Here is a 25,478-nt window from a genome sequence, read left to right on the forward strand (position 1 = left end):
TTGTAAACAATTTTTATGGATATCCAATATGTATTTGAATTGGTCGGAACATTTGTCTTCGCGATTTCCGGAGCCTTGGCTGTAAGAGAGCGGGAGCACGATATGTTTGGTGCTGGGTTTACGGGATTTATCACAGCGATAGGCGGTGGTACGCTGCGGGATATTTTACTGGATGCACACCCTTTGGTTTGGATAGGAGATATCTATTTTCTCTATGCGATTTTTGCAGGAATTTTTGCGGCATTTATTTTTCCCAATTTTCTCAGCAGACTCCGAAAGACCATGTTTTTATTTGATACGCTAGGAATTGGATTTTTTACGGTGTTGGGTGTAGAGAAAGCGTTGAATCTAGGGGTGCGACCTGAAATCGCAGCGATTATGGGGATGTTTTCGGCGGTGATGGGTGGAGTGATCCGAGATACGTTGACCAACGAAATTCCGATCCTATTTCGAAAGGAAATTTATGCGTCAGCCTGTCTGGCCGGCGCCATTTTATATTTGGTGCTAAATTATTTTGGTCTTGCGAGGGACTGGAACCTTTTTATTTCCATGGCCATGGTAGTGGCTATTCGGATGATCGCCATGCGGTACAAATTGAGCTTGCCTAGGTTAGACTGAAGGGTGCTAAAATCTATAAGACTTAATTCAAAACGGGCTTTAGTCTCACAAAGGCAAGTTCATCATTCATATTCAAAAACATGTAGAGGTCACCTTTTCTGAAAAATTTGGTAGAAAAGAATGGTATTGAATCTTTACTATCCAATTTTCGCTCAGCGATTTGATTGAGGGATTTGTCCAAAACCGTAATGACCACTTTAAATTCCGGCTTATCCACAGTTCCTCCTGATTTTTCGCGGCTGAATCTCCAGAAATGATCACCTTCAGGATCATGTATCCAATTGCCAAATGATATTTCCTGATCCATGATGGTTTTAAATTCTTCGAATTGTTCTGTAGAATTAGCCTGTTTTGGATATTTCCCAGGTTTTTCGTTAGCTATCAGATCACTCCTAAGGATTTTTTGAGTCACCTCAAGAGTTTTTAAGTCAATTTTATACAATTTATTGTGAGCTTGATTATAGTGCAATACTTCATCATCAGTGATAGTGATCAGGCTCCAAACAGAGGATTTTCTTTCGTGTGAGCTTATCTCGTATTTTTCCAAGGACTTGAAGGCGTCTAATGGAATCAAGTGCTTGTGATGAGATTTGAGATCAATGAAGGCCAATCCTTGAAGTCCAGCTCCATTGACAGTATAATCACCATAATGACTTATGAAATATTTCCCGGAGCGGGTGATTTTCCCCATACCATCTATCTCCCAGCCTTCAGGCAAAGTGTCACCAGCAAAATATTCATTGGTAAGTCTTAACTGTTCTAGTTTTTGCCCTTGGGCGTCAAGATGAATGATCGACAGATAATCAGTAAACCACATTTCTCCAGAATCGGTCATTTTTATCCCTGTTGTAATCATCTCCTTGACAGCGTTGGGGCCATCTTTATCATATTGAATCAATTCTTTAAGTTCCTGCTTTTCCATATCGATAATTTCCATTCGACTGGATTGGGGGTTGATATTGTAGAGAAGGTCTGTGTTAGGGTCATAGTCGGACATGCTCAGCTCATAGTTTAAAAATAGAAACTCACCTTTTGCATCGATCTTCACTGTATCGATTTCGTAGGAGATTTCTTTTTGATAGGAAAACGACTCTTGATTTTTACTTTGGGAGCAGGAAAAGAAGGCAAGGAAGACGAAGAAAATGGTTAGTTTTTTCATAGCGAGTATGTTTGAAACCTAAAACTCAGGTTTGACTCGGACAAAATGAAGTTCGTCGTTTAGGTTGATGGGCTGATGCAAGTATCCATTGTGAAAAAATGCATTGGATCTAAAGTTCGGAAAATCTTTTTCTTCGACTATCACTTGAAAATCAGCATCGGCTACAGTCACAAATACCTCAAATTTGGGTGGATCAAATTGGGATTGAAACTTACTAACCCGAAAGTAACGTTGGCCGCTCTCGTCCCAAACCCATGGACCAAAACTGATTTCCTTCGCTTTGGCCAAGAGAGCATCTTTCATTTGATCCATTGAAGTGACCTGCTTTTCAAAATTGCCGGGTTTTTTATCAGGTAAAAGTTGCGATGAAAAATCAATCTGGAAGAGAGAGTCTGTAGGTATATCATAAATAGCCTATGAATTGTGAGCTTCTGTGCTGATCAGGATTTTATCCTTCTCCAGCTGAAAAAAGTAGTTTTCGCCACTGCTCATGCTTAGCTCACCATCCAATACGATCTCATAATCAGCCAAATCTTTGAGCAAGGAAATTTCCTGGGTTTGGATAGACTGATTGGGAATGTCCAAGATCCCTATGCCCTGTCCATTACTATTTCCGCCCCTTACTTTCCCATATACTCCATAAAAAACAGATCCTGCGGGATCATATTCACCGGTGAAGCTCAGAATTGTACCTTCGGGAAGTTGACCGGATTGGTAGTCGAGCGCATCCCAATTGTAGCTTTCGATCAGATTACCCAAAGAATCCATTTTGCGAATGACATCAAAAGAAGCAATGATGATTTCACCATTGTCTGTTAGTTCAAATTCGTATGGGGAAAGCCCTCCGATTCCATTGGGTCCATCAGTGCTGAATGAAATCGACCGGCTGATTTTGTAAGAGTTCAAATCAATTAGATCTAGTCTCTTTTCGGAAGTATTGTAGAAATAGAGCGTTTTGCCATCAGGAGAAAAGGCCATCCGACTGAGACCTCCCTGCACATTCAATAGAAGCTCCTTCGAATCGACCTGGACGGTGTCTATTTCATAGGAAAAATGGATGTTTGAAATTGTTTTGGCCTCTTCCGTGCAGGAAATCAATAAGGGGAAGGCTAAAATAAATAGGAGATTTTTTTTCATAAATTAGAAATCAAAAGTAAGTACCGCAAAGCCCAACTCATCCTCGACATTGACATAGGACCAGAGCTTGCCGTCTTTGAAAAACAAGTTTTTTAGTTTAAAATCTATGCCCTCCAGCTTTGATTCCCCGACCACCTTGAAGTCCTTGTCATATACAAAAAGGTAATATTCGTAAGTGATCGGTTCCTCATAGCTTTCCCCACGGAAAGTTTTCTCTCCTAGTCTGAAATACAGCTGCCGGCTTTCATCCCAGAGAATCTCCTGATAATTGACCTGCTCCAAAATCTGATTTTGAAGCTGTCTTACTTCTTCCGGCCCAGAAAAATCCTGAGGAATAACCACCTGAATTTCCGGAGCCGCAATCTGGTGCTGAATATCCACAAACTCCAACGTCTCTGTCTCGAGATTCAACTTGTAGAATCCACTCAAGGCAGCGGTGGATAGGATCAGATCTTTCGGTAATAAGCTGACAGAGCTCCTCACACTGAAAAAGGAGATTGCTGTGCCCTGCTCGGATTCAAAAGTATAAGTGCCTGAATACTCATCCACGATTTTCATTTTGGGTACTGGTAGTGAGCGGGCAGTCTTAGTTTGAGTATCGATGATCAGCAAGATATTATCACTGGCATCTCTGAAACTAGGATAGGAATAGATTTTTTGGGAATCAAAGTCAAATTCTGAATTTGAATAGAGCGCAAAGTAGTTATCAGCCAAAGTACTGTCTATTCCTGTAGGGCTAATTCTTAGGTTTTTGAGGAGTTGCGCATTTCGATCAAATAAGCCAACGTGATTATTGCTTTTTACTAACAGCGTTTGATCAGGACCAATTTTCAACCCTGATAAATAACTCCCCACCCCATTAGGTCCTTCAGTCTCAAATTTGGTTTTTTTCACTAGCTTCAAATTTTCTAGATCTATTTCCACGAGCTGAACAGGACTGTTTTCGAAAAAGTAAAGTTTGGATCGGTCCGGGGAAAGACCATTTGGGAAAATCCCCTGAGAAAGATTGAGAAAGTCATCTCCTGCATCCACTAGGACGGTATCTACAGAAAAGGACAGGTTTTCCAAGAGATTATTGGATGAGCTAGTTTCTTCTTTTCCTGAACAGGAAATCAGCCATGTAAATGCAAAAATTAAGAGCAGATAGTTTTTCATAGATTTTAGTTCAGCTTTAAAGTAAATACAGCAAAGCCCAACTCATCCTCTACATTGACATAGGACCAGAGCTTGCCGTCTTTGATGAATACCTCATTGGTCAGTTTTTGATCGATACCTTTTAGCTGAGCTTCACCTACTAACTCAAAATCTGAGTCAAAGGCGTGAATATAGTTTTCATAGCGTTTTGGGGCTTCATCGTCCAGATTTGGGATTTCTACTTTCGAAAGTCGGAAGTAGAGTTTTCGATTGGCATCCCACATGATTGGTCCAAATTCCACCTGAGAACTGATGTCTGTCATGATCTGCTGAAATTCCTCTATGCTGTTCGCGTTTTGATTGTAGGTGCCTTCCTTAGTCAAGGCGACCAGCTTATGTGGAAATGCCACATGACGAAGGCTATCTTGCCCTGGTCGATAGACATAGATCTCATTGGTGGCAGGGCTGGAGATGATCACTTGCTGATTGACCCAGTCGATCCGAGGACTCAGGGAAAAGAACCTGGTAGGAACTCCCGTAACAAATATGGTTTGGAAGTTTTTAGTAAGATTGAGAGCGGGCATGCTCCATTGATTGCCTGTCTGGGAGGAAAGGTTTACTTCCATCAATTGATAATCTTTTTCAAAGGCATTGATGGCAAAAAGTGAATTACCATCTCCGTAGATCTTTGCATTCGTATTGAGGGGGAAGTCATCTTTGAGATCAATCCCGTCGATTTCGGAGGATTTGAGCATGTATCTAGATAGATTTTTTCCATCCAGGCTAAAAACTCCCGTCCCACTGTAATTGGAAAAGATCAAATTTCCATTTTCCAATTGATGCAAACTTTTGAGATAGTCTCCCACTCCATCCGGCCCTTCTTTTTCAAAAGTCTTTTTACCGATCAAAGTCAACTGATCCAGATCGACTTCTTGAAGGATGTAGTTTTTTGCACTAAAAATATAAAGCCTGCTGCGATCAGGTGATAGTGTGAAATCGCCCATGTAATTACCCTCCAATAGCATCAATTCCTCACCGGAATCTACTATCACCGTGTCAATTTGAAAGCTGAACCCATCAAATAGATCTGAAGAGTCTACTTGCCCGCCGTCTTTTTTGGAGCAAGCAAAGAGGAAAAATATACAGGCACCTAAAAGGAAATTGTATTTCATAGTTTAATTAAAAGTTGAAGTTTAATACTGCAAAGCCCAGCTCATCCTCAACATTGACAAAAGAATAGAGCTTGCCGTTTTTGAAGAAAGGAAACTCTGGAGCATCGTCCATTTCTTCGATTTCTGTTTCTCCGATGAGCGCTAGATTTTCATCAAAAACTAAAAGAAAGACGGTGCTATGGGAGGGAGCATCCTCGACCAAGCTCGGCTCCAAAACACTGGCGAATCTGAAAAAATAGCTGCGGCTATCATCCCAGATCAACTCTCCATAAGTGACCTGAGACCTCATCTTCTCTACCTCATTTTGCCAAGCTTCCCGATCGGTAAATTCTGGCTGGGAGGGAGGGTCAGTTTTCTCTTTGGGAGCATAGTGGAGCTCGTAGCTATGCAGTTGCACAGAGTCACTAGTAGGATCAATCGAATACAGATCGCTGGTGACAGAGGAGCCGATATAGAATTTTCCCTGATGCTCAGATAGAAAATAATCCTCGGCATAGATTTGCATCATAGGGCCATCCGCCAGGGCGACTTTGAAGTTTCGAGTCTTGTCCAAAGCTGGTAAAGGAAAAAGTCTCCCCTCTTTGGTTTCACGCTGGATGAGGGCGAGTTCGACCGATTGGGCTTCCTTGTCAAAGTCAGAACCCGGAATGGTATAGGACCATTTGAGATCTTCGCTGACTTTCATGCGGTTGTTTTGAAGCGTTTTTTCTTGGATTCCGCTGATTTCCTCCTCTTCTAGGTTGATGGATTCATGTTTGATCCCCTGCAAATCAAAGATTCCGGCGGTATTGAATGTCTTGAGCAAAAATTTGTCATCGGCAAGGAGATCCAAACTCCATAAGAAACTGCCGACTCCATTGGGCCCTTCTTGCTCATAGGGAAGCTTTTCCTCCAGGCTCAGCTGATCAAGATTGACTACTGATAGTTTGTTTTCACCCTCATGAAATAAATAGAGCTTTTTCCGGTCTGCACTGATATCTCCCAATCGCAAATGATTGGATAAATCAATAATGTCATCGCCAGAATCCACGACCACTGTATCGACCGAGAAGCTCAGGTTATCAAGAATGTTAGTACTGGATGAACCTTCATTTTCTTCCTTTCCAGAACAGGAAAACAAGAGAATAATTAGGGAAAAGACGGATAGGTTTTTCATTTTTCTTAAAAGTTTAAGGTATAAATGATAAAGGCTGGGTTTTCCCCCTTCACGAATTTTTTATATAGTTTCCCGTCTTTGATCAGGCATCCAGAAAGGGCATGATTCCATTCTTTAATTTCAGTTTCGCCAGTGAGATTCAGATCTTTGTCATACGTAAAAAGATAGACCTCTGCATCTACGAAATTGCCTCTGTCATCATATCTCTCATTCATCTCGGCAAACCTGTAGTAGATTTCTCTTTGCGCATCCCAATAAAACTCTCCATAGGTTATCTGCTTTCTCATTGCCCTCGTAGCTTCCTGCTGAGCTTCTCTGGAATCTGGAGTAGTGGTAAATTGTCCTGTCTTGCTGAGCGGCACTAGCTGATGCGGAAAAGTATGAAGCTGAAGAGAATCAGTCCTCCAATCGTAGGAATAAACATCTGAGGTGGAACCGCTGTAGATTACAAATCGGTCATTGAGGAATTGGATCTCCTGGGAATCTCCGGTCCTCGTTGCTCCATTTCCTACTCTGTAAATGATCTGATAGTTTTTGGTCAGTTCAAGTGCCGGTAGTTCCAGAATCTTGGCACTCATATCTGAAGTGTTGATCACTGCCAGGCCTTCAATGGCTTCTCCAAAAATTCCCGGTAGACTGACCATTGTGCTTTTATCTGGGCTGATATGCAGTTGGCTGGTCATTGAGTAAGCAGCATCATTTGGGATACCGTCAAGATTTTCCGGTCTTACTTTAAAGTTAGCCACATTTTCGCCAGAGACTTTAAAAATCCCTGTTTGGGCGTAGCCTCCTAAAAACACTTCATTTTCCGGTAAAATTTGAAAGCTATTTGGATATTTTGGAATTGCATCCGGTCCATCCTCCTGAAACACAAAGCGATTTAAGAGCTTCATGTTCTCCAGATCAATTTCATGGATTTCGTTTTCCATATAGAGAAAATACGCCTTGGATCGATCCGGACTTAGATCATTCACATAATATGCCCCTGGATTAAAAATCTCTTCGCCCACATCTACCACTACTGTATCGACAGAAAAGGTCAGGTTTTCTAGAATGTTTTCTGATTCTGCATTTTCAGAACTGTCTTTATCTCCGCAAGCAGCGAGAAGGATCAGTGATACAAAGGGAAATAGTTTTTTCATAATCATTTAAAAATCAAAAGTGAATATCGCGAAGCCCAGCTCGTCCTCCACATTGACATAAGACCAGAGCTTGCCGTCTTTGAAGAATGGAGATTCGAATCTGTACTCTATTTCATCCAGTTGAGTCTCACCGATCAGGTTTAGGTTTTTGTCATAGGCAAAAAGAAAGACCTCTGACTTCTTCTCCAGTTCACGGTCTTCATGAGGAATCAGTTGATAACCAAACCGGAAGTATTGTTGTCTCTCTTCATCCCAGAGAAATTTATCAAAGCTGATTTGGTACTTGAATTTGGCCCATTCTGCATAAAACTCATTTTCATCTCCAACCTCATTTTTGATTTCACCTGATTTTTTGAGCGAAACTAATTGGTGAGGGAATTCAATTAGTCGTAATGAGTCGATTTGATAATCATAAATATAAGTATCAGAAGTTGAGGAGCTTGTTATTAATATGACATTGTTTAATATATTTAATTGAACTCCTTCCCTTACTCCCATCACTCTTTTTTCCTCCTTTAGATGTACTTTAAATTTTAATGTTGGAATAAAATTAGGTAGTGAAATAGTTTTCCCTTTTTTGATTTCTGGTTCTACAATAATAACTCTGACATCAGTAGGTGTATGATAAGGACTTGACAGTGCAAACATCAATTTCCCATCATGCGAAATTTTGGCTTGATTAGTTATTAGTCCACCCTCATCTATATCCAAACCATCTATTTCTTTGAAATTGAACTTTAAACTTTTTTCTTTTTCTCCAGAGTTAGAATAGATCCCGACATTGGCAGAGGAGGCAAAGAAAAATCTGCTATTTCTCAATGGTTGTATATTGGGAAGATTGAAACCAATAGAGTTGGGACCTTCTTTGCTGAATTGGTAGATATCTGTCACTTCTAGGGTTTGTAAATCAATTTCGTTGATCGCAATTTTATTATAATCATAGTAGTAATACCTCTGGGCATCCAAGGAAACGGCGGAAAACCTAGCTCCATGTCTGAGGTTAATTACTTCATCTCCAGCATCTACCATGACGGTGTCAACAGAATAAGTTAGGTTTTCGAGTACATTTTCTGATTTAGAGCTTTCGGATTGCTCTTTCCCCGAGCATGAAAGCAAGAGAAAAATCAGTGCAAATTGCGATAGGTGTTTCATGTTTTAAAAATTAAAAGTGAACACTGCAAAGCCCAGTTCATCCTCCACATTGACATAGGACCAGAGCTTGCCGTCTTTGAAGAAAACATTGTAGTCGATTCTTCCCTCTAGATCCAGTTTGGTTTCACCAAGAAGCTTGAAATCTTGATCATAGGCCAATAGAAAATATTCAAATTTATATTCCTCTTCGGGAGTTTTCGGCATATGTATTTTGGTGGCAAGTCTTAGAAATATCTCTCTATTGGGGTTCCATTGTAGCTTTCTAAAGTGGATCTGCTCATTCACTTTTGCCATTTCATCCATAAAGCTTTCTTCAGATTTAGGCCTATTATTTATTTCTCCTGTCAGCCGATTAGGTACTAAATGATGATCGATTTGGATGAACTTTAATTCTTCGGTAAGGGGGTCATATTCATAAAAATCCCCCATAGCAGAACATGAAATCAGAATTTTACCTTCATGTTGAGTCAGATATACTTGCTGAGGAGATACTTGGAAAGATCCATTTTGCTCGAAGACAATGCTGTATTTGTCAACGATCTCCATTTCAGGAGCTTCAATGATTTTGGCAGTATTTGAAGCTAAATCTATGGATACTAAGCCTGATTTTTCGGTGTCATTTTCCAAGGGCCAGGAATAGATCTTCCTGTTTTCCCAATCATAAATGCTATTACCATACAAGTTGAAATTGTTCTCTGCCAAATTTGGATCTATCCCGTCTGGTTTGTTATTCAGGTTTTCGATTTTTGTTCCGCTTTGATCAAAAACCCCATAAACTCCATTATTTCCAAGCAAGGCTAGTTTTCCATCTGGCCCCACTTGGATTGTCCCTACGAAAGCACCAATTCCATTGGGACCTTCGGGTTCAAATTCAGTTTTGCTGATTAATCTATTTTTCTCCAAATCAACCTTTAGGAGTTTGGGAGGCATATTCTCAAAATAATAGAGAAATTTTTTGTCTGGGGATAGATCCAAGGATCGAATACCCATACCCAAATTGAAAATGTCCTCTCCGGAATCCATGACAACTGTATCCACTTTGAATGTCAGATTTTCAAGGATATTTTCGGATTGGGAGTTTTCTTTTTTTTCCGTACAAGAGAAAAGTAGGGAAATCAAAAAAAGAGCAGATAGATTTTTCATTAGTAAGGGTTTAAAGGTTAAAAGTGAATACCGCAAAGCCCAGCTCGTCCTCGACATTGACATAGGTCCAGAGCTTGCCGTCTTTGAAGAAATAGGTGGAAGGAGCGGTATCAAATTGACCTAGGAGACTTTCCCCAATGAGTTCTAATTGCGGATTGTAGACATAGAGGAAGATTTCATAGCGATTTGGTTGCGATGCTGTTTTTTTGGTGCCCAGTCTGAAATAGGACTGCCGAGTCTCATCCCACACCAATCTATCATAGGTAATCTGGCTCTGAATAGCAGCTACGATTTCTTGATACTCTTGACTCGAACTCACCTCATTTGGGTACTCGCCCTCTTTTTCTGGGGCGGTGAGCTGGTGGGGAAAAGTGATAAGTTGGAGGCTATCGATAGCTGGGTCGTATCGATATATCGAGCTGGTACTTCCCATCATGACCAGAACTTGATCTCGGAGGGTTTGAAGGTGAATATCCTCTGCCCTCAGATCAAAGGAGCTTTCTCCGCTCAAAGTAATTGTGAAACTTTTTGCTGCCAGGAACTCAGGCATTTCCCAAGATTTTAAGTGCTTGGATGCTAGATCTGCCCGGGCAAAACTCCATGATCCTTCAAAAAAGTCACCGACTAAAGCATATGCTTGCTTTCCATCTTGTGAAACACGCATTTCAAATGGTGGAGGAAGGGATTCATCACTTCCTTGAGAATCCTTAAGTGTCGAAAGTGAGAGGTCTGTTTGTTGCTGGCCTGCGGAATTGTAGATACCCTGAGTTTCGTAGGAGATGATTGCAAACTCTTTATTGGGTAACGCTTGAATATTGGAAATAAAACTGCCGATGCCATCAGGACCCTCCCGCTCAAAATGAAATGAATTTACGAGCCTTTTCTCCAGAAGATCGATCTCTTGGATCGCCGCTGTTTTTTCCTGGAATACATAGAGCTGGTCAGCGCCGTCATATTCCATCAGAAGAATTCCAGACAGGTCGATCAGCTCATTGCCCGGATGGATATGGATGGTGTCCAACTCGAATGTCAGGTTTTCAAGAATATTTTTGGGATGGGAGTTTTCGGAGGTTTTAGGTTTTGAGCAAGAGAAAAATAGAATAATTAGGGAAAAGAAAAGTAAATGTTTCATGTCTTAAAAATCAAAAGTGAACACCGCAAAGCCCAGCTCATCCTCCACATTGACATAGGACCAGAGCTTGCCGTCTTTGAAAAAGGGGGAATCTGGCACTTTTTCTAGTTCGCTGATTTCTGTCTCTCCGATCAGATTCAGCTCCTTGTCGAAAGCAAAAAGAAAAACACGAGCACGGGTATATCGGTCCTCGCCTTCTAGCTTGGGTTTATAGATCCTACCAAATCGATAGAATCGCTCATTTTTAGAATCGTACAGGAGTTTTTCGAAGCTAATTTGTGTGAGAGCCTTATCCATCTGAGCATCAAATTCTTCTTTGGAAGAGACTTTGTTTTGGATCGGATTTTCCTTCTGATCTGGCACCAGCTGAAAGTCATACTCTAGTAATTGCATGGAATCAGTATCGTAGTCGTATCGATAGATTTTATTGGTCGGCTGGGCACTGATATAGAGTGCGTCCTCAAATTCCTGCAAATTAATGGACTCCACATAGATGGACATGGCCTCTTTGGATTCCAATAGAATCCGAAACTGACCGGCGATATCCATGGCAGGAATAGGCAAAATTTTTCCAGTAGCATTTTCCAGATCCATTTTGACAAGTTTCCGGGATCCAGCTATGAAATTGCCCGGAAGGGAAAAGGCTGTTTTTCGGTCTTTGGCCAAGGTGAATTGGTTGGTCAAATTGTTGGATTCACTTTCTTCCATGCCTTCTATTTGTATGTCATCGGGTTTGATTTTGAGATCCTTGAGGAGTTTGCCCTCCTTTGAAAAAATCCCGGAAACCTGAAAGCTGGTAAAGAGGAAATCCTCTCCAGGAAGCAGCAAAGCCTTGGTATGGTAGTTGGCTCCGATTCCATTGGGACCTTCTTTTTCGAACGGAATTATTTCTTCTAAAACCAGCTGATCTAAGCTGATTTTTTTGACATGTCCCTCCTGCTCATCTAGGAGATAAAAATGAGTTTTGCTTTCGTTCAAGGAGCTAAGATTGACACCTCGAGAAAGATTGATGATTTCCTCCCCCGGATCTACTATTACCGTATCTACGGAGAAGGAGAAATTTTCTAAGAGATTGGAGCTACCGGATTCAGCGCTTTCTTTTTCCCCACAGGAAAGTGTAGCTATAGCCAAGAATAGAATGCCAAGTTTTCTCATACTAAAAGGATTTAAAAGTTGAAGTCATAAACTACAAAGCCGGGGTTTTCCTCGACTACAAAATAGGAATAGAGCTTTTCGTCGTGAAAAAATGCTCTATACGGAGCCCAAGGAAGGTCCACTTTGGTTTCCCCCAATAGGTTTAAATCCTTATCATAGACGAATAAGAAAACATCCATTTTTTTTCTGTCACCATTTTCATTGAATCCATTTGTCTTAGTCGCAAAACGAAAATATTGTTTTCTAATGTCATCCCAGAAAAAGCCTTGGTAAGTTGGCTGCTGATTGATTTGTTCTCCCACTTCTTCTACTCGCTTGTCAGAATCTACCTCAGAAGGAAATGTGCCTGATTTGCTTACTGGGACTAGCTTATGAGGGAATGTTTTCAGAGTCAGTGAGTCATTTTCCAAGTCGTAGATATAGGTATCGGAAGTAGCTCCAGAGGTGATGAAAAACAAATTATCCAATTTCTTAAGTGTGATAAAGTCGCCATAGGTCACACTTCCATTTCCTTCGGCAAAGGTCGATTGGAAGTTTTTAGTCATTTCAAGAGCTGGAAGATCTATGACCTTAGCGGACTTGTTTTCCAAATCAAAGACAGCAATCTGGGACGAAAAGGTCTTTATTTTATCGGCTTTGGAAATCGCCTTTTTCTGATCTGGACTTAAGTAAAGGGTATAATTGATTTGTGACAAGTCATCATCTATTCCTTCAACCTCCGAGGGATCAATCTTTATTTCTCTTATTTTCTCAGCATCCTGAGAAAAAAGCCCAGCCATAGAAAAATCAGCAATTAAAAACTCTCCTGAAGGCAGCATATCAAACTGCTGGAAATATCTAGGAGCTTGGTTGGGACCATCATTTTCAAACTTGATTCTTCGGACAAGAGATGGTTTTGTCAGCTCGATTTCATGGACTTCCTGGCCACTATTAAATGGAAAATATACGATGGGTTGGTTGGGAATTTTTACTAATGTTGAATAGGCTCCAGCATTGAAGATTTCCTCTCCTACATCCACCATTACAGTGTCGGTGGTGATCTGAAGATTTTCCAAAAGATTGTCCGTGCTTTCTCCTGTGTTCTCCGGAGTGCCACAGCCTATCAGAAGGATAAGAAATGCGATAGGGGTCAGTTTGTTAGTCATAGCTATGGATTAAAAATCAAATGAGTATCGTACAAAGCCCGCATCGTCTCCCATGGGCAGGTAGGAGTAAAAACTTCCCCCCAAGAAATTGCCAGAATAAGGAGTATTCTCGAAATCTTCTAAGAGAGATTCTCCCACCAGATTGAAATCTTCATCGTAAGCAAAAATGTAAGCGTCAGCGCTTCTTTTGATTCCTTTAGCGGGATCGGGAAAGACCATGTTTTTGGTGCCAAACCGGAAGTACATTTTCCGGCTAGGGTCCCAGTAGAATTTATTGAAGGTGATTTGTTTTCTGATTTGATTCACGACCTCCATTTGTCGTTCGCGGGAATCTACTTCATGGGGATACTGCCCTTCCTTGCGGTTTTCTACCAGCGTATGGGTGATAGTCTTCCAATCCAGGCTGTCGGTGTGATAGTCATAGACATAGAAGTCTGCAGTCGCCCCGCTATAGATGAGGAATTTATCATTGACCAGTTGCAGACTGACAGCATCTCCAAAAAAAGAACCCATGTTGCCATCTTGCCACACGACCTGATAGCCATAAGTAAGGTCCAGTCCGGGGAGCTTGAGGATTTTACCAGTTTCTGAGGCAATGTCGATAATGGCCAGACCTTCTACCGGTTTGCCAAAGTTCATGGGTAAGGATAGAAACTTGGACCTGTCGGGGCTCATGTGGAAGCCATTCGGGATAGAGAAAGGTCCTTCTGATTCAAAATCAATGGCCTTTGCCAAATCAAGGTCGTACTGTTTGAGTTTTTGACCGTCGAGATTAAAAATCTTAGGAGATTTCTGATCCAGAAGCATCAGCTCATCCCCGTTTAAAATCTGGAAATACATAACCCATCCGGCGATTCCATTTGGGCCCTCTGCTTCAAAAGGATGCCGCTTGATGAGTTTGAGGTCTTCCAAAGAGAGCTCTATAAATTCAAAATCCTGCTCATTAAAAGCGAGTAGTCTTTTGCCATCTGGAGAAATAGATTGTGCAAAGAGTTGATTGGGATTGTAGACCTCCTCCCCTGAATCGACCACCAAACTGTCAATGCTGACCGTGAGATTTTCTAAAATGTTTTTTGAAGAGGTGTCTTCCTGTTTTGTGGAGCAAGAAAAAAGAACAATCAGGGTAATCAGAAAAATCAAGTGTTTCATAGTAAAGAGTTTAGCCTATAAAACTAAAACATTGATGCTAAAAAACTAGTGAAACAATGTTAAAATCGTATTCGCAAAAGAAGAGTCTCATAGCGTTAGACAAGCGACACAAAAGCCAGGGATCATTGCATCAAAAGCTCAAAAAATCTAGGCGTCTAGTAGATAGGAGAAAAGTATGGACTTCACATAGTCCGCTAGATATATATCCTTGGCCAATTAGTTGAGCCAGAAAATCGAAAAATTCAAGACTGAAGCAAATCCTACCCAAAGCAAGTACGGCAGCATGAGGTAGGAAGCCCAAAGGGAAACTTTCCTAAAACGGATCACACAAAGCAGGATCAATATCCATAGGGGTAAAATGATCACGAGACCCAACAGGGGAGACTGAGCTCCAAAAAAAGCAGGTGACCAACAGGCATTCAATGCCAGTTGTACAAAATAGAGGGAGAGAAGAGGTTTCTTTGCCGGATGATTACTTTTCCAGATCAGGTAGCAGGCGATACCCATCAGGATGTATAGCAATGTCCACATCGGTCCAAAGATCCAGTTGGGCGGATTGAAGGAAGGCTTTTGGATCGTGGTATACCAGCCCTGAACGGCCGAGATCGTAAAAAAAGCTCCCAAAGCTCCGGCGAGCTGAGGAAGCAATAGACTGATGAGCAGTTTGTGCCAGTTTTTCATCGACTTAAGAAGAATAGAAATACTGATAACTCAAGGGATAGTTAATTGTTTGGCACTAGCTATATCAAATCGACTCCAATAGAGTTCTAAATGCCAGAGCTTTTTCACCATATCGTTGTACAGTTTGCGTTCTCAATGCATTTGCAAACCGGTTTTCGTATTCAATCAGCTTGTTGGTGTTTTCAGCAAAGAACTGAATGCTGAAGTTGGTCGTGGAATCGTCAGGACTATTGAGCAGTCTATAAAACTTGTGGTCAGTAAACAATCCCGTGGCAAAAATCTCCGGAATGTGGGTGTTTTTCATCCATGACACAAAGTCTTCGGTGATTTCATTGGCGACGCTGAAGGTGATGTTGTAGAGAATCATAGCCGTGTATGGGATTATTTTCTTTTTTTTGTTAACAAATTCTGAACAGCAAAGTTAGGAATCCCTAGCTGAAAAATTCAATTCGCTTCCTTATAGCTCCAGCCCATGCATAAAGTCGTCCCAGATCGAGCCCTAGATTCCAGTATCAAACTTACCTTGGCGAAGGTCTTCATCGTGGTGATCTATGCTGTAGGAGCTGTAGGCCTGAGTTTGCCGGAATACCGAGAGTGGTTTTTGGCACTGACTCCAGCGCAGCTGCTAGTTAGTCTGGTTCTCTTACTGCTCTTTCATCGGGGATGGACCGATGCATTTCCCATTTTTGCCGCTGCGGCATTTTGGATGGGCTTTGGTGCAGAGCTGATCGGGATTCACACAGGATACTTGTTTGGGGACTATGTCTATGGCCCTACACTGGGAGTGCAGCTTTGGGAAGTGCCTATTATCATCGGAGTCAATTGGTTTTTGCTGGCTTACCTTACTGGTTCAGCTTTTCAGAAAATCGACAATGATTATTATGCCGCATTTTTGGGGGCTGTAGCGATGACGGCGATTGACTATATCTTGGAGCCAGTAGCTGTGTCACTGGATTTCTGGTATTGGAAGTTTGATCAGATCCCAGCGGGCAATTACTTGGGTTGGTTTGGGGTTTCATTTCTGATCCATTTGATTTTCAGGAAGGCAAATTTTGAAAAGTCAAACCCGATTACTCTTTGGATGTTGCTGGGGATGATTCTGTTCTTCACGGTACTCAATTTTACAGTGGTGGAATAGAAAATGCTGTTCCTTTCAAAAAACTTCTGTTTTTTTTAAACAATTCCAAAGGAAATAAATTGTAAATAAAAACGACAAAAGAATGATTAAGGCCATAGGATTCATAGGATTGGGATTCGTTTTGATGGAATTATCCGGATGGCTGATCCACAAATATCTTATGCATGGGCCACTGTGGATGATTCACAAGACGCACCATCAGCCTTCCAAATCTTTCTTCGAGCTCAATGATGTCTTTTCAATCTTATTCGGAGGGATTGCTGTATGGTTGATCTTTTTGGGGGTGGAAAATCTGGATTATCGATTCTGGATCGGTGTCGGCATCAGTCTCTATGGGATGCTGTATTTTGTTTTGCACGATGTGCTGGTACACCGGAGAGTCAGATGGTTTGACAGTCCCAAAAGTGGATTTCTGAGAGGGATCTTCAAAGCACATCAGGCACATCATAGAAGTCGGGAAAGAGACGGAGCTGTTTCATTCGGGTTGTTTTGGGTACCAAAGAAGTATTTTAGAAAGGAGGAATAGTGAGTACGTATTCGATCAAAGATTTGGAAATGTTGTCCGGCATCAAGGCCCATACCTTGCGGATTTGGGAGCAGCGCTATGCTTTGCTCAATCCTAAAAGGACAGAGACGAACATCCGCTATTATGATGATGCAGATCTAAAGTTGATTCTCAATGTGGCATTGCTCAATGAAAATGGACTGAAAATCTCCAAAATCGCCGCCATGAATCTGGAGGAAATCCGGACGGAAGTGATGCGGCTCACGGAGCGAAGTCTGGCACACGATGATCAGATCCATGCCCTGACGATCGCCATGGTGGAGATGAATGAAGAGCGATTTGAAAAAATCCTCAACTCCAATATCATCAAGCTGGGATTTGAGCAGACCATGCTGCATGTGATCTATCCTTTCCTCTCCAAAATTGGCATCCTCTGGCAAACCGCTGCCATCAATCCGGCACAGGAGCATTTCATTTCAAATCTGATCAGACAAAAGCTGATCGTGGCCATCGATGGGCAGATGATCTCTGGAGACGGTAAGAAATTTCTGTTGTTTTTGCCCGAAGGCGAACTTCATGAGATTTCACTGCTTTTCACGACCTATTTGATCAAAAGCTTTGGACACAAAGTCATCTACTTAGGACAGAGCACTCCGATGAGCGACTTGATTTCTGTCTATGAATTACATCACCCAGAGTATTTGCTCACCGTGGCGACTACAACTCCTGCCATGGAATCTGTCCAATCCTACGTCGATGAGCTTGGCGGGCTTTTTCCAGATTCGACAGTTTTGGTCAGTGGATTTCAGGTGATCAGTCAGGACCTGGTCCTTCCTCATAATGTACAGCAGCTCACTCAGCTCCGGGACATCAAGCCTATTCTGGAACAAATCAGTCAAGTCTTGCAAGAGAAATAGTTTAACAAAATAAAATATATATTAAACAAAAGGCGTCTTGAAAAAGGCGCCTTTTTTCGTTTCAGGGCGATTTTATTACTATATATACTAGTAAATAGCTTGAAATGAAAGATTTAATGTTTTATAATTTTTGAAAAATGTTAAACAAAAGCTTGTCTTTTTGTTTAATTGATCGTAGGTTTGATTAAACAAAAAAATTGTTAGCCATGACGACTCTAGAATTCAGTTACTCCATCAATCAGCTAAGATCTACCCTTAGCCCTTTTGCGTTGAAATTGACCCGTGACAGGGACGATGCCAATGACCTGATCCAAGACACGATGGTAAAGGCTTTTACCAACCGGGACAAATTTACAGAAGGCACTAATCTGAAAGCCTGGATGTATACGATCATGAAAAACACTTTTATTACCAACTATCAGCGAATGGTGCGGAGAGCGACTTTTGTAGATACGACCGACAATCTGCATTTTATCAATTCGACAGATTCCAAAATCGAAAATGGGGCCTATGGTAGTTTTGCGATGGATGATATCACTGCAGCTATAGACGGGCTAGACTCTGTCTATCAGACTCCTTTTATGATGCATTTCCGGGGATTCAAATATCATGAGATCGCAGAAGAGCTGCAGATCCCGATAGGAACTGTAAAGAATAGAATCCATATTGCCAGAAAGCTCCTGAAAGAAAATCTGATGGTCTACCGAACAATGAATTGATCCCAATGGATAAAAAACATGTGCTGGTCATAGGTTCTGGATTTGCAGGACTATCGGCAGCCACACATTTAGCCGCGGAAGGTTGCCTAGTCACCCTACTAGAGAAAAACAGCAGTCCTGGCGGTCGGGCGCGGAAGTTTGAGCACCAAGGTTTTGTTTTTGACATGGGCCCCAGTTGGTATTGGATGCCGGATGTGTTTGAAGATTATTTTGCACGCTTTGACAAGAAAGTATCTGACTATTATGATCTACTCCGTCTAGACCCATCCTATGCGGTGATTTATGGAGAGAAGGAGCACTGGGATATTCCCGCTGATCTGGATGACTTCAAGGCAATGCTTGAAAAAGAAGAACCAGGCGCAGGAGTCCAATTGGATCAATTTCTAGCCCAAGCCAAGTACAAATACGAAGTGGGAATCCATGATCTGGTCACGCGACCCAGTAGATCTCTTCTGGAATTTGCCTCCCCCTCCCTCCTGCGGGATGTGCTCAAAATGGACGTCTTCCAGTCTATGTCAAAGCATGTTCGAAAATTTTTCAAATCAGAGAAAATCATCCGTTTGATGGAGTTTCCTGTTTTGTTTCTGGGAGAAACAGCCGAAAATATTCCTGCTCTTTATTCATTGATGAATTATGCGGACATCGCTCTGGGGACTTGGTATCCCCAAAAAGGCATGCATGAGATTGTCCGTGGGATGGTCGAGCTAGCTGAAGAAAAAGGAGTCACAATTCGCTATCAGGCGGAAGTCGAAGAAATAGAAATTACGAATGGCTTGGCCACGGGAGTTCGCTTGATTTCGGGTGAAAAAATAGAGGCAGACGTAATCGTGGCAGGAGCCGACTATCATCACGTGGACAAGCATCTGGTCAATCCGAAGTACAGTAATTATTCCGAAGACTACTGGGACAAACGCGTTCTGGCTCCTTCCAGTCTCCTATTTTATGTAGGGGTGGACAAAAAGCTCCAAAATCTGCGTCATCACAATCTTTTCTTTGACGAAGATCTCGGTCCTCACGCAGATGCCATCTATCGCAACCCCAGATGGCCGGAAAAACCCTTGTTTTATGCTTGCGTCCCTTCTCAGACAGACTCAAGTGTAGCGCCAGAGGGTATGGAGAACCTGTTTTTGCTCGTTCCGCTCGCTCCAGATCTGAAAGATACAGAGGAGCTACGCGAAAAATACTACAATCTGATCATGGACAGGCTAGAAAAGTACAGCGGACAAGAGATCCGCTCACATGTGATTTTCAAGAGATCTTATGCCCATAAGGATTTCAAAAAAGACTACCATGCCTACAAGGGAAATGCCTATGGCTTGGCCAATACGTTGACTCAAACAGCCATTTTAAAGCCCTCGTTGAAAAACAAAAAGGTTTCTAATTTGTATTACACTGGACAGCTCACCGTGCCGGGCCCTGGAGTTCCTCCCTCTTTGATTTCAGGGCAAGTAGTAGCCAAAGAGGTGATGAAAGAGCACAAATTTTCTCAAAAAATGTAAATTAAGGTTATGGATGCCAAGGAGTTATTTAATCAGACGAGTTTGGAGTGTAGTAGGCTCATCACGCAGCGCTATAGCACGAGTTTTACATTAGGTATCAGGACACTGGACAAAAAATTTCATCTTCCGATTTACGCTATTTATGGATTTGTAAGATTTGCGGATGAGATCGTGGATACTTTTCATGATCAAGACAAGGAAGGACTTCTTGAAAGATTCAAGAAAGACACTTTTGAAGCGATCCAGAGTGGGTTTTCTATCAATCCCGTGCTTCAGTCTTTTCAGCTTATCGTCAATCAATACCAAATAGATCCAGAGCTCATTCATGCATTTTTGCATAGCATGGAGATGGATTTGGATTTCAAAAAATACAATGACAGTCGCTATACCGAGTACATTTATGGCTCAGCCGAAGTGGTGGGACTGATGTGTCTGAAGGTTTTTTGTGGTGATAATGCCCCCCTCTATGACAAGCTGGCTGATCCTGCCCGTAAACTGGGAGCGGCATTCCAAAAGGTAAATTTCCTACGGGATATCAAAAGTGATTTTGAAGAGCGAGGGAGGGTATATTTTCCGGGAGTTGATTACAGATTCTTTGATCTGACTATCAAAAAACAAATCGAAGAAGATATCCAGCGGGACTTTGATGATGCTCAGATCGGCATCGAGCAGTTGCCAGAGGGTGCTAAGCTTGGCGTTAGAGTTGCCTACTTGTATTATCAAAAGCTATTTGACAAGATCAAATCTCTGTCCGCAGAGGTTATCCGACAGCAACGTATCAGGATCCCCAATTCCCAAAAACTTTCACTTCTGGTCGGTACTTTTTTTGAGACCAAACTGGGCATCAGCTGATGGAAAAGTACCTGTATCTGTCTATAAATATTCTCACGATTTCTTTTCCGCTGGTTCGCTCCTTTGAGCCCAAAATCCATTTTGCACGTAAATGGTCGGCCCTTTTTCCTGCGATCGTATTTACAGCTGCATTCTTTCTGGTTTGGGATCACTGGTTTACTGTCATGGGAGTATGGGAGTTTAACCCTCGCTATCTTCTGGGTATTTATCTATTTGAATTGCCTCTGGAAGAATGGCTCTTTTTCATCACTGTTCCTTTTGCCTGTGTCTTTATCTACGAGGTGCTGAAATATTTTTTTCCCAAAGACTATTTTCAAAATTGGTCTAAGCCTTTCGTGTATGTCCTTGTTCCATTTTTAGTGGGATTTGGATTTATTCATTTGGACAAATGGTACACTTCTGTCAATTGCTTTGTAGGGGCAGCAGTGCTGATACTCCATTTTTTGGTCTTTAATGATCGGTTTTTGGGGCGTTTTATATTTGCCTATCTGGTTCATTTGATTCCGTTTTTTATCTGTAATGGCATCCTGACTGGAGGAATCACCGAAGAACCTGTGGTGATCTATAACAATGCTGAAAATTTGGGGATTAGAATCTGGACGGTACCTGTGGAGGATGCGATCTATAGCATGACCTTGCTGCTGATGAATGTCAGTATTTTCGAAAGACTTCGAGCTCAGAAAACAATTCCTTCTTTCAAAAGTTAATACATCGCTATGAAGCTTCTCCAAGTAGATATCGACACACAATCAGGCTTTTGCTTTGGAGTGGTATATGCGATTGAGATGGCAGAAGAGATTCTGGATGAGCAGGGCTATCTCTACTGCTTGGGGGATATTGTGCACAATGATGAAGAAGTCAAGCGACTCGCGCAAAAGGGACTCAAAATCATCGACCATGGGGATCTGTATGGTCTTAGGGATGAAAAAGTCTTGATTCGGGCGCATGGAGAGCCTCCTTCTACCTACAAACTGGCGATTCAAAATAACCTTACTTTGATCGATGCCTCTTGTCCGGTGGTGCTCAAATTGCAGAATCGCATCAAAAATTCCTTTGACAAGCAGGAGCCTATCTATATCTATGGCAAGCATGGACATGCTGAGGTCATCGGTCTATTGGGTCAGACAGACAATAAGGCCGTAGTGTTTCAAGATATCAATGAGCTGGATCTGCCTAGCCTACCCAAAAATCTGACACTCTACAGCCAAACGACCAAATCCACGGGCAAATTCTATGAAATCCACCAAACGCTCAGAGATAATGGGATCGAGGTAAATGTCAACGATACCATCTGCCGGCAGGTATCCAATCGGGACAAGGAGCTCCGGGAATTTGTGAGTCGCTACGACAAAGTGATTTTTGTGAGCGGAACCAAATCCTCGAATGGGAAGGTCTTGTACCAAGTCTGTAAGGAGCGAAATGATCAAACCTACTTCGTGTCTAGTCCCAGTGAAATTCAGTCTGACTGGTTTACTTTGGGTGATCGGGTGGGAATTTGTGGAGCTACTTCCACTCCCATGTGGCTGATGGAGGAGGTCAAAGAAAGAATTCTTACCTTTTAGATCTAGCTAAGCAAGATTTAGATGCATTCCCACTTCCCATTTATTTCTGATAAAAAAGTAGACCCGCAAGGCCTTTTGATTGCCTGGACGATTATTGCGTTGTGGGCAGTGAGCTTAGCTTTTCTCCTGCAGCTCCAGATTAGTTGGGAAAGCCCATGGACCTATTTGGCTATCTTGCTCCAAATGCACCTTTATACAGGTTTGTTTATCACGGCTCATGATGCCATGCATGGAGTGGTCTCTTCTCACAGAAAGCTTAATACTTGGACCGGTTGGATAGCAGCGGGACTTTTTTCGTTCAACAGCTATGGCAGACTTTTTCCCAAGCATCATCTTCATCATCGACATGTCGCCAGTGAGCGAGATCCAGACTATCATCCTTCCGGGAATTTCTTCATTTGGTACTTTTCTTTTATCAAACAATACCTGAGTCTGTGGCAATTTGTATTGATGGCCATTACCTTCAACCTGCTCAAATTGTGGATAAGTACCGAGAATTTGATTGTTTTTTGGATGCTGCCTGCAATTTTATCCACATTTCAGCTCTTTTACTTTGGTACCTACTTGCCACATCGGGGTGAAAACCCCAATAAGCATCACTCTTCTACCCAATCCAAAAATCATGTGTGGGCATTTCTATCCTGTTATTTTTTTGGATATCACTACGAGCATCATGACTCTCCAGGGATTCCTTGGTGGAGGCTCTGGAGAATGAAAGAAAAGCAAAGCACTTGATACAAATCAAAATTTAGTTGAACTTCAAACCTTTTGCTCCAAAATTGATTTTGATAGAAATCATCCTCTAAAAATGAAGAAAAGTCTACTCGTGATCCTTCTTTTTTTGGGCAGCTTTTCCGGCTATGCCCAAGGTGTTCTGAAAGGAAAAATCACCAATCCTATCAATAATGAGCCTGTGGCGTTTGCCAATATTTTGATTTTGGATACCGAACTCGGTGCTATTTCGGATGAGAATGGAGCTTACGAAATCACAAATATTCCGGCAGGACTTTACAATGTGCGGGCGAGTTTTGTGGGGTTCAAAACGGTGACCAAATATGAGGTGAGGATCACGCTGGCCAAGGCTGTTCAGTTGGATATAGAGATGAGCGAGGATGCGTCCGAGCTGAATGAGGTCGTGGTGAGTTCGGAATTTTCCCGGTCTGAAGAGACTCCGCTTTCTGTGCGAAAATTGAATTCCAATGAAATCGAACGCTATCCTGGAGGAAACAGAGATATTTCCAAAGTGATTCAGGCCTTGCCAGGAGTGGCAAGTACTCCGAGTTTTCGCAATGACATTTTGATTCGTGGAGGCGCTCCCAATGAAAACAAGTTTTTTGTCGACGAGATAGAGGTGCCAGTGATCAATCACTTTTCTACCCAGGGGAGTTCCGGAGGGCCGGTTGGGATCTTGAATGTCAATTTGATCAAAAATGTGGATCTGATTGCAGGAGGATTTCCTGCCAACCGCATGAATGCTCTTTCATCATTCTTCGACGTGCAGCTCAAAGAAGGTAGAAGAGACCAGATGTTTACCCAGCTTACTTTAGGAGCGTCAGAACTTACCCTTTCCAATGAAGGGCCAATCGGTGAGAAGACCACTTATCTACTTTCCGCTCGGAGATCCTATTTGCAGGGCCTTTTCAAATTGCTTCAGCTACCCTTTTTGCCGACGTTCAATGACTTTCAGCTGAAAACCACTACCAAACTCAATGAGAAGACAGAGTTGACATTTCTGGGAGTGGGAGCCATTGATAAATTCGTTCTCAATGAGGAACTGCCAGACGGTGAAGATGAAGAGGAACTGGAAAACCGCCTTTATTTGCTGGGAGTTTTGCCTGTGCAGGAGCAGTGGAATTATGCGACGGGCTTTAAGTTGAAGCGCTTCCGGGAAAATGGCTACTGGACTTTTGTCTTGAGTCGCAATATGCTGAACAATAGGTCGTATAAATATGCGGGAAATGATGAAAGCTCCGCTGACAATCTCTTATTTGACTATTTGTCCCAAGAATCAGAAAATAAATTCCGTGCTGAAAACTCCATTTTTGGTTCTGGATTCACACTGAAACATGGAGTCAACTATGAGTATGCCCGCTATTTTATTGACAATTTTGATCGCTCTTCTCTAGCCTCTACCGGGCAGGTCATTGATGTCAACTCGACCACTCATTACAATTCTTATGGAGCTTTTGTTTCTGGAAGCAAATACTTCAACGGGGAGCGATTGCTTCTTACCGGGGGATTAAGGATGGATGGGTCTGACTTTGGCAAGACTGCCCAAAATCCACTGAATCAGATCAGTCCGCGGCTTTCCGTCTCCTATCAGTTGCGACCCAATCTATTCGCTACAGCTAATGTGGGAGTATATTATCAAAAGCCTCCGTACACTGTGCTGGGGTATCAAGATAATGAAGGCGAGCTGGTCAACCAGGAAAATGATGTCCGGTACATCCGCAGCAGTCAGCTGATCGGCGGGATAGAGCTACTCCAGCCCGAGAAGAACAGAAGATTCACTGCGGAAGCTTTTTACAAACAATATGACAATTACCCTTCATCGATCCGAAATGGAATAGCACTTGCCAATCTGGGAGCAGATTTTGGCGTCATAGGTAATGAGCCTGTTTCTTCGGATGCCAAAGGGAAAGCGTATGGTTTGGAATTGCTGGCTCAGCAGCGTCTGTTCAATGATTTCTATGGTATTGCGGCACTTACTCTGGTCAGAAGTGAATTTACCAATCCGAATACAGAGGGCTATGTCCCTTCCAGTTGGGATAATAGATTTATTCTCAGCCTGACTGCAGGCAAGCGATTTGGCAAAAACTGGGAATTGGGAGCTCGGTGGAGATTTTTGGGAGGTACTCCTTATACTCCCTATGATATCGAGGAGTCAGCCTTGATCAGCAATTGGGACCTACGAAATACTGGCATCTTAGACTATGATCAGATCAATGCTGTTAGATTGGCGGCATTTCACCAATTGGATCTGAGACTGGATAAGAAATACTTTTTCAAAAACTGGAATCTCAACTGGTACGTGGATATCCAAAACGCCTACAATTTCGAAGCGGAGCAAGCCCCTCTTTTGGTGCCTGTGCGGGATGATGCCGGGGCGATCCTGATCGATCCCAACGATCCTAGCCGCTATCAACTCAAACTGATTGAGAATACAGCAGGAAGCCTACTACCGACTGTAGGTATTATAGTGGAGTTTTAA

At 42.2% G+C, this 25,478-nt stretch carries 24 protein-coding genes and 1 pseudogene; 11 read left to right on the plus strand and 14 right to left on the minus strand.

Annotated elements, in window-relative coordinates; genetic code table 11:
* Positions 1-15: 15 nt before the first annotated feature.
* Positions 16-618, plus strand: coding sequence for a trimeric intracellular cation channel family protein (locus tag G460_RS0114385; protein ID WP_026956020.1), 603 nt, complete (start codon positions 16-18; stop codon positions 616-618).
* A gap of 22 nt (positions 619-640) precedes the next feature.
* Here the strand turns inward: G460_RS0114385 and G460_RS0114390 are convergent, their stop codons facing one another.
* The 14 genes and pseudogenes from G460_RS0114390 to G460_RS0114460 form a co-directional block, all read right to left on the minus strand.
* A complete protein-coding gene (locus G460_RS0114390) occupies positions 641-1,777 on the minus strand; it encodes a DUF4221 family protein (RefSeq protein ID WP_026956021.1) in 1,137 nt (378 codons plus the stop codon).
* An 18-nt stretch (positions 1,778-1,795) separates the two neighbouring features.
* Positions 1,796-2,914 (minus strand): annotated as a pseudogene (locus tag G460_RS23440) (DUF4221 family protein).
* A gap of 3 nt (positions 2,915-2,917) precedes the next feature.
* The gene (locus tag G460_RS0114405; RefSeq protein ID WP_026956024.1) at positions 2,918-4,069 is read right to left on the minus strand and encodes a DUF4221 family protein; all 1,152 of its coding nucleotides are present in this window, start codon (positions 4,067-4,069) and stop codon (positions 2,918-2,920) included.
* 5 nt (positions 4,070-4,074) lie between these two features.
* On the minus strand, positions 4,075-5,220 hold the full coding sequence (locus tag G460_RS0114410; protein WP_026956025.1) for a DUF4221 family protein: 1,146 nt from the start codon (positions 5,218-5,220) through the stop codon (positions 4,075-4,077).
* A gap of 7 nt (positions 5,221-5,227) precedes the next feature.
* A complete protein-coding gene (locus G460_RS0114415) occupies positions 5,228-6,376 on the minus strand; it encodes a DUF4221 family protein (RefSeq protein ID WP_026956026.1) in 1,149 nt (382 codons plus the stop codon).
* 5 nt (positions 6,377-6,381) lie between these two features.
* A complete protein-coding gene (locus tag G460_RS0114420; RefSeq protein ID WP_169817516.1) occupies positions 6,382-7,518 on the minus strand; it encodes a DUF4221 family protein in 1,137 nt (378 codons plus the stop codon).
* A gap of 6 nt (positions 7,519-7,524) precedes the next feature.
* Entirely contained in the window at positions 7,525-8,670 is a 1,146-nt protein-coding gene (locus tag G460_RS0114425; RefSeq protein ID WP_026956028.1) for a DUF4221 family protein, read from the minus strand.
* 3 nt (positions 8,671-8,673) lie between these two features.
* Positions 8,674-9,813 (minus strand): DUF4221 domain-containing protein, encoded by a 1,140-nt coding sequence (locus tag G460_RS0114430; RefSeq protein WP_026956029.1) that lies wholly within the window; start codon positions 9,811-9,813, stop codon positions 8,674-8,676.
* Between the two features lie 10 nt (positions 9,814-9,823).
* Positions 9,824-10,945 carry a DUF4221 family protein gene (locus G460_RS0114435; protein WP_026956030.1) on the minus strand — a complete coding sequence of 374 codons (1,122 nt, stop codon included), beginning with the start codon at positions 10,943-10,945 and terminating at the stop codon, positions 9,824-9,826.
* Between the two features lie 3 nt (positions 10,946-10,948).
* On the minus strand, positions 10,949-12,100 hold the full coding sequence (locus G460_RS0114440) for a DUF4221 family protein (RefSeq protein WP_026956031.1): 1,152 nt from the start codon (positions 12,098-12,100) through the stop codon (positions 10,949-10,951).
* A gap of 11 nt (positions 12,101-12,111) precedes the next feature.
* The gene (locus G460_RS0114445; protein WP_026956032.1) at positions 12,112-13,245 is read right to left on the minus strand and encodes a DUF4221 family protein; all 1,134 of its coding nucleotides are present in this window, start codon (positions 13,243-13,245) and stop codon (positions 12,112-12,114) included.
* A gap of 9 nt (positions 13,246-13,254) precedes the next feature.
* A complete protein-coding gene (locus tag G460_RS0114450) occupies positions 13,255-14,394 on the minus strand; it encodes a DUF4221 family protein (RefSeq protein ID WP_026956033.1) in 1,140 nt (379 codons plus the stop codon).
* A gap of 216 nt (positions 14,395-14,610) precedes the next feature.
* Positions 14,611-15,075, minus strand: a complete 465-nt coding sequence (locus tag G460_RS0114455) for a TspO/MBR family protein (RefSeq protein ID WP_026956034.1) — start codon at positions 15,073-15,075, stop codon at positions 14,611-14,613.
* 64 nt (positions 15,076-15,139) lie between these two features.
* Positions 15,140-15,442: a DUF4286 family protein gene (locus G460_RS0114460; RefSeq protein WP_026956035.1), complete on the minus strand. Its 303-nt coding sequence runs from the start codon at positions 15,440-15,442 to the stop codon at positions 15,140-15,142.
* 105 nt (positions 15,443-15,547) lie between these two features.
* Between G460_RS0114460 and G460_RS0114465 the strand changes: the two genes are divergently transcribed.
* From G460_RS0114465 to G460_RS0114510, 10 genes are all read left to right on the plus strand, one after another.
* Complete coding sequence (locus tag G460_RS0114465) at positions 15,548-16,213, plus strand: carotenoid biosynthesis protein (RefSeq protein WP_026956036.1); 666 nt, start codon at positions 15,548-15,550, stop codon at positions 16,211-16,213.
* A gap of 82 nt (positions 16,214-16,295) precedes the next feature.
* Positions 16,296-16,739 (plus strand): sterol desaturase family protein, encoded by a 444-nt coding sequence (locus G460_RS0114470; RefSeq protein ID WP_026956037.1) that lies wholly within the window; start codon positions 16,296-16,298, stop codon positions 16,737-16,739.
* Positions 16,739-17,635: a MerR family transcriptional regulator gene (locus tag G460_RS0114475; protein ID WP_026956038.1), complete on the plus strand. Its 897-nt coding sequence runs from the start codon at positions 16,739-16,741 to the stop codon at positions 17,633-17,635. The genes G460_RS0114470 and G460_RS0114475 overlap by 1 nt, the downstream gene beginning before the upstream one ends.
* 206 nt (positions 17,636-17,841) lie before the next feature.
* On the plus strand, positions 17,842-18,354 hold the full coding sequence (locus tag G460_RS0114480) for an RNA polymerase sigma factor (RefSeq protein ID WP_026956039.1): 513 nt from the start codon (positions 17,842-17,844) through the stop codon (positions 18,352-18,354).
* 5 nt (positions 18,355-18,359) lie between these two features.
* The gene (locus tag G460_RS0114485) at positions 18,360-19,853 is read left to right on the plus strand and encodes a phytoene desaturase family protein (protein ID WP_026956040.1); all 1,494 of its coding nucleotides are present in this window, start codon (positions 18,360-18,362) and stop codon (positions 19,851-19,853) included.
* A 9-nt stretch (positions 19,854-19,862) separates the two neighbouring features.
* Positions 19,863-20,705: a phytoene/squalene synthase family protein gene (locus G460_RS0114490; RefSeq protein WP_026956041.1), complete on the plus strand. Its 843-nt coding sequence runs from the start codon at positions 19,863-19,865 to the stop codon at positions 20,703-20,705.
* Positions 20,705-21,412 (plus strand): lycopene cyclase domain-containing protein, encoded by a 708-nt coding sequence (locus tag G460_RS0114495; protein ID WP_026956042.1) that lies wholly within the window; start codon positions 20,705-20,707, stop codon positions 21,410-21,412. The genes G460_RS0114490 and G460_RS0114495 overlap by 1 nt, the downstream gene beginning before the upstream one ends.
* 9 nt (positions 21,413-21,421) lie before the next feature.
* Positions 21,422-22,267, plus strand: a complete 846-nt coding sequence (locus tag G460_RS0114500; RefSeq protein ID WP_026956043.1) for a 4-hydroxy-3-methylbut-2-enyl diphosphate reductase — start codon at positions 21,422-21,424, stop codon at positions 22,265-22,267.
* Positions 22,268-22,288: 21 nt separating this feature from the next.
* Positions 22,289-23,002, plus strand: a complete 714-nt coding sequence (locus G460_RS0114505; RefSeq protein WP_026956044.1) for a fatty acid desaturase — start codon at positions 22,289-22,291, stop codon at positions 23,000-23,002.
* Positions 23,003-23,075: 73 nt separating this feature from the next.
* A complete protein-coding gene (locus G460_RS0114510; protein ID WP_026956045.1) occupies positions 23,076-25,478 on the plus strand; it encodes a TonB-dependent receptor in 2,403 nt (800 codons plus the stop codon).

It is taken from the genome of Algoriphagus vanfongensis DSM 17529 (assembly GCF_000429465.1).
Taxonomy (GTDB): domain Bacteria; phylum Bacteroidota; class Bacteroidia; order Cytophagales; family Cyclobacteriaceae; genus Algoriphagus; species Algoriphagus vanfongensis.